Annotated in this window: 4 protein-coding genes; all 4 read left to right on the top strand. The window is 75.0% G+C overall.

Features of this window, described 5'->3' with window-relative positions; genetic code table 11:
* The first annotated feature begins 42 nt into the window (after positions 1-42).
* The 4 genes from ACFQ8C_RS26510 to ACFQ8C_RS26495 all read left to right on the top strand — a co-directional run bounded on the left by ACFQ8C_RS26510 (position 43) and on the right by ACFQ8C_RS26495 (position 5,165).
* Complete coding sequence (locus tag ACFQ8C_RS26510; RefSeq protein ID WP_383461980.1) at positions 43-1,203, top strand: GMC family oxidoreductase; 1,161 nt, start codon at positions 43-45, stop codon at positions 1,201-1,203.
* A 32-nt stretch (positions 1,204-1,235) separates the two neighbouring features.
* On the top strand, positions 1,236-2,177 hold the full coding sequence (locus ACFQ8C_RS26505) for an aldo/keto reductase family oxidoreductase (RefSeq protein ID WP_383461979.1): 942 nt from the start codon (positions 1,236-1,238) through the stop codon (positions 2,175-2,177).
* Between the two features lie 64 nt (positions 2,178-2,241).
* Positions 2,242-4,263: a radical SAM/SPASM domain-containing protein gene (locus tag ACFQ8C_RS26500; RefSeq protein ID WP_383461977.1), complete on the top strand. Its 2,022-nt coding sequence runs from the start codon at positions 2,242-2,244 to the stop codon at positions 4,261-4,263.
* Entirely contained in the window at positions 4,260-5,165 is a 906-nt protein-coding gene (locus tag ACFQ8C_RS26495) for an alkaline phosphatase family protein (RefSeq protein WP_383461975.1), read from the top strand. The genes ACFQ8C_RS26500 and ACFQ8C_RS26495 overlap by 4 nt, the downstream gene beginning before the upstream one ends.
* The last annotated feature ends 77 nt before the right edge of the window (positions 5,166-5,242 follow it).

Here is a 5,242-nt window from a genome sequence, read left to right as displayed (position 1 = left end):
GTGGGGGGCGGGGGGGGGGGCCCCCCGGGGGGCGCCGCCGCCATGGAGCCGTACCGGGCCGCGGCCGTCCGCGCGATGGGACTGCGCGCCGTGCCCGACCGCGAACTCTCCCCGTGGGCACGGGCCGCCGTCGACGCCGCCCGCGCACTCGGCCACACCGAGGCCGACATGGGCCGCACCGGCGGCCCCGGTTACGGCTTCCCCCTCCTCAACGCGCACGACGGACTCCGCCGGAACGCCGCCCTCGCCTACCTCGGCCCCGACGTCCGCGCCCGCCCCCGGCTGACCGTCCTCCCGCACGCCGTCGCCGACCGCCTGCTGGTGCGCGGCGGCCGGGTCGACGGCGTCGTCGTGCTCGTCGACGGCGTGCCGCGCACCCTGCGGGCCGACCGGTACGTCGTCGCCTCCGGCGCCTTCGGCTCCCCCGCGCTGCTGCTCCGCAGCGGCATCGGCCCGGCCGGCGAGCTGCGCGCGCTGGGCATCGACCCGGTGCTCGACCTGCCCGGAGTCGGCGCCAACCTCAGCGACCAGCCCGGCGTCTTCGTCCCGCTCGCGCCGACCCCCGAACTCGACGCCGCGCTCGCCGCCAAGGAGCGCGACGGCGAGCTGTACGTCAGCCGGGTCCTGCTCCGGACGGCCGGCCCGCACGCCCCCGAGGACGGCTGGAACCTGCACATCCTGCCGTCGGCGGGCCCGCCCCTGTTCGGTTCGCTGCCGCCCGGCCGGTACGAGGCGGGCGTGTCGGCCTTCCTGATGAAACCCGCCTCGCGCGGCTCCGTCCGCCTCACCTCGGCCGATCCGCTCGCCCCGCCCGCCCTCGACCCCGGCTTCCTCACCGACCCGGAGGGCCACGACCTGGAAACCCTCCGCTCCGGCCTGGAGACCGCCCTCGCGCTCGCCGGGACCGCCGCCCTCAAGGGGCTCGCCACGCTCCCCGGGGACACGGCCCCGCACCTCCTGGGCGACGACGAGCTGCGCGCCCGCACCGGCACCTACTGGCATCCGGTCGGGACCTGCGCGATGGGCCCCGACGACGACCCCGCCGCCGTGGTGGACGGCGAGGGCCGGGTCCGCGGGCTGACGAACCTGACGGTCGCCGACGCCTCCGTGCTGCCCACCGTGCCCGCCGCCAACACCCAGCTGCCGGTGCTCGCCACCGCCGAACTGCTCGCCGCCGCCCTCACCACCGGGCCCGGCGCATGACCGGCGCCCCCGACGACGGAGGAACCACCACCATGACGGACCACCCCGCCCGGGGACGGCGCCTCGTCTACGGCTGCATGGGCCTGGGCGGCGGCTGGGACGCCCTGCCGTACGGCCCCGACGACGTCGACCACGCCGAACGGGCCGTCGAGGCGGCCCTCGCCATCGGCATCACCGCCTTCGACCACGCCGACATCTACCGGTACGGAAAGTCCGAGGCCGTCTTCGGTGAGGTGCTGGCCCGCGCCCCGGGCCTGCGCGAGCGGATCACCCTCCAGTCCAAGTGCGGCATCCGGCTCCCCGAGGACGGCAGGCCCGGCTTCTACGACCTGCGCGGCCCCAGCGTCCTGCGCCGCGTCGAGGAGTCGCTGACCCGGCTGCGCACCGACCGCCTGGACGTCCTGCTGCTGCACCGGCCCGACCCGCTCGCCGATCCGGAGGAGCTGGCCGCCGCGCTCTCCTCGCTCCACCGGCAGGGCCTGGTCGGGCGCTTCGGCGTCTCCAACATGAACGCCGCCCAGATCGCGCGGCTCCAGTCCTTCCTGGACGTGCCGCTCGTCGTGGACCAGCTGGAGATGAGCCTGCGCAGCCGCGCCTGGGTCGAGGAGGGCGTCCTGGTCAACACCCCGGCCGGGGCGGAGGTCGGCTTCCCGTCCGGGACGGTCGAGTACTGCGCCGAGCGGGGCATCGAACTCCAGGCGTGGGGCGCGCTCGCCGGCGGCCGGTACACCGACCCGGCGGCCGGGCCGGCCGCCGCGCTCGCCGGCCGGCTCGCCGAGGAGCACGGCACCACCCCGGAGACCGTGGTGCTGTGGTGGCTGCAGCGCCATCCCGCCGGGATCGTGCCGGTGATCGGCACCTCCCGCCCCGAGCGGATCCGCGCCTGCCGCGACGCGGTGGAGCGGGCCCCCGGCCTCGGCCACGAGGAGTGGTACGCCCTCTGGACCGCCGCGCGCGGCGCCCCGCTGCCCTGACCCGGGGCCGGCCCGGCCCGCCCCCGCACCCCCCGATCGGTTTCCCCCTGTACGGAGAGAGTCTGTGACCACCACCGGCGCGCCGCCGGCGGGCTCGTTCGAGTCGGCCCGTTTCTACATCACCTTCCGCTGCAACTCACTGTGCGGCTACTGCAACGTCTGGCAGGACGACAAGTTCAAGGGGTACGAGGAACTCACCCTGGAGCAGGGCCGCCGGATCCTCGACGAACTCCACGCGCTCGGCGTCCGCTACGTCGACTTCACCGGCGGCGAGCCGGTGCTGCACCCGCACATCGACGGCATCGTGCAGTACGCGAAGAAGCTCGGCATGACGGTCGAGATCACCAGCAACGGCATCCGCTTCGCCAAGCACATCGACGCGATCGTGCCGCACGTCGACACCATGAACGTCTCCCTGGACACCCTGCGCCCGGAGCGCTACCGGGCCATCAGAGGAGTGCCGACGCTCGACCGGGCGCTCGACGTGATCCGCTCCATCGTCGCCTCCGGCGACGGCGGGCACCTGAAGCTGATCTGCGTGGTCACCCGGGAGAACGTGGACGAGGTGCCCGACCTGCTGCGCTTCGCGCAGGAGAACCGGGTGACCGTCTACTTCTCCACCATGTTCGAGTACTTCGACGAGCAGGACACCGTCCGGGACGTCAACCGCACCGCCCGGAAGCTGAAGCTGGTCGAGCAGAACGGACGCCCGGCCGGCGGCGGCTGCGCGCCGGAGCGGGCGGCGCCCGGCCCGGACGACGGCTCCATACCCGACCTGCTCCTCGGGCTGCTGCACGCCCCGTTCGCCCTGGTCAACCTGCACTTCCGGAAGTACGTGGAGACCCAGGACCCGTCGGCCCCCACGCAGTGCTACGCCAACAAGAAGATCCTGACGGTCGGTCCGGACGGACGGCTCGTCCTGCCCTGCTACCACGCCTTCGACAACTCGGTCACGTGGGAGCGGCCGCTGGCCGAACTGGTGCGGGACGAGGAGTTCCTGCGCGTGCGGGACGAGGAGGTCGGCTTCCGGCCGGAGTGCCGGGGCTGCACCGTCTTCCCCTACGTGGGCCTCTCGTTCAGCTACCGCTTCGACAAGGTCTTCCTCTACCAGGCGCTCTCCGAGGAGATCGCCAAGCTGAAGACCCGCTTCGTGAACCCGCTCTTCCCCCGCCTCACCGTCGAACCCGGCCCGCTGCTGGCCGAGTTCGCCGCCCTGGAGCGCTTCATCGACGCGGAACTGCCCTCCTTCCGGGCTCCGCTGACGGAGCACCACCTCTACCGCTTCGACGTCACGGGCACCGGGATCCGCACCGACTTCGCCGCCGGGGAGACCTCGGTCGAGGAGGTCCTCGCCGACCACTCCGGCGAGCAGTGCTGGGGCGTCCAGCGCTCCCCGCACACCTGGATCCGGCTGCTCTACCGCGAACTGCTCCCCCTGCTCGGCGCCCTCGCCGACCAGGGCCGGCTCCCCCGGGAGCCGTACGAGGAACTGGTCGGCGGGGTGTACGCGGTGCAGCTCGCCTGGTGGCGGGCGTACCTCGGGCGCTACGCCCGGGGCGGCGCCGCGCTCGACACCCGCGACGCCGACGCGACCGTGGCCCGCTTCCTCGCCGCGACGGCGGCCCTGCTGCCCGAGGCACCGGAGTCCGGCCGGGTGCGCGAGATCCTGCTGCACGCCGGGTGCGTCCTGGCCCTGCCCGCCGCGGAGCTGGCCCCGCTCGCCTCGACCGCGCCCTTCCCCGAGGCGGACCTGCTCGCCAAGCACCTGCTGCTGCTCGCCCCCGGGGAGGAGCCGGCGGCCTACGCGGCGCTCCTCCCGGACGGCGCGGCGGGAGCGCTGCGCGGCGCGCCGCCGGCCCCGGCGCCGGACGGCCCGCTCGACCGCCTCCTGGACACCGCTCCGGCCGGGGACACCACCGCCGTCGCCGCCCTGATCGACGCGGTGCGGGCGCTGCGCGCGGAGCTCCCCGAGGAGGAGCTCGCCGCGCTGCTGCTGGCGCGCGAGCTGCGCGACCCCGCCCTGGTGCGGCGGCGCGGTGCCGAACTGCGCGGCGACGCCCGGCCCTTCGCGGACGGTGCGGCATGAGCGCCGGGACGGGGCGCGGACGGCCGCGCGGCGCGGTCCTCCTCGCCGCCGGGGCGCTGGCCGCGGCGCTCGGTCTGCTCGCGGTGTGGGTGCTGGGCCGGGGCGCTCCGGAGGCGGACGGGGCCGCGGGGCCCGTGCTCCCGCGCCCGGACCACGTGGTCGTCGTGGTCTTCGAGAACAAGGCGTTCGAGGACGTGATCGGCAGCGGTGAGGCCCCGTACCTGGACTCGCTGGCGAAGGGCGGGGCGACGCTGACCCGTTCGTACGGGCTGACCCACCCCAGCCAGCCGAACTACGTGCAGCTGTTCTCCGGCGGGATGCAGGACGTCCTGGACAACAGCTGCTACGAGCCGGGGTTCAGCCGGGCGCCCAACCTCGCCTCGGAGCTGATCGCCGCCGGGCGGACCTGGGCGAGCTTCAACGAGGGCCTGCCCGCGCCGGGTTCGACGGTCTGCGAGGCGGGCCGCTACGCCCGCAAGCACAACCCGTGGTTCGCGTTCTCCAACGTGCCCCTGGAGACGGCGCGGACGATGGAGCAGTTCCCCGAGGACTTCACGACGCTGCCCACGGTGTCGTTCGTCGTCCCCGACCTCTGCAACGACATGCACGACTGCCCGGTCCGCACCGGGGACACCTGGCTGAAGGAGCGGCTGGGCGCGTACGCCGCCTGGGCCCGGACCCACGACAGCCTCCTCGTCGTCACCTTCGACGAGGACGACGGCCTGGCCGGCAACCGGATCCCGACCGTGCTCTACGGCGAGCCGGTGGTGCCCGGCAGCACCTCGGACGAGAAGTACCACCACTACGACGTGCTGCGCACCCTGGGCCGGCTGGCCGGCCTCGACCGGCACCCCGGGCAGGCCGCCGCCGCCCGGGAGATCACCGGCGTGTGGGCGGTCTGAGATGTACCTCGCGGACGGCCGGGACCATCCCGGCCGCGGATCCGCGGCGGACGGCACCCGGCCCCCCGGCCGGGTGC

The organism is Streptomyces sp. NPDC056503, from assembly GCF_042794995.1.
In the GTDB taxonomy this organism is placed as follows: Bacteria; Actinomycetota; Actinomycetes; order Streptomycetales; family Streptomycetaceae; genus Streptomyces.
This window is presented reverse-complemented; position numbering and strand designations above follow the sequence as displayed.

Coding starts and splice junctions, on each gene's coding strand:
- ACFQ8C_RS26495 (WP_383461975.1), top strand. CDS start 4,260: ATGAGCGCCGGGACGGGGCGCGGACGGCCGCGCGGCGCGGTCCTCCTC.
- ACFQ8C_RS26510 (WP_383461980.1), top strand. CDS start 43: ATGGAGCCGTACCGGGCCGCGGCCGTCCGCGCGATGGGACTGCGCGCC.
- ACFQ8C_RS26505 (WP_383461979.1), top strand. CDS start 1,236: ATGACGGACCACCCCGCCCGGGGACGGCGCCTCGTCTACGGCTGCATG.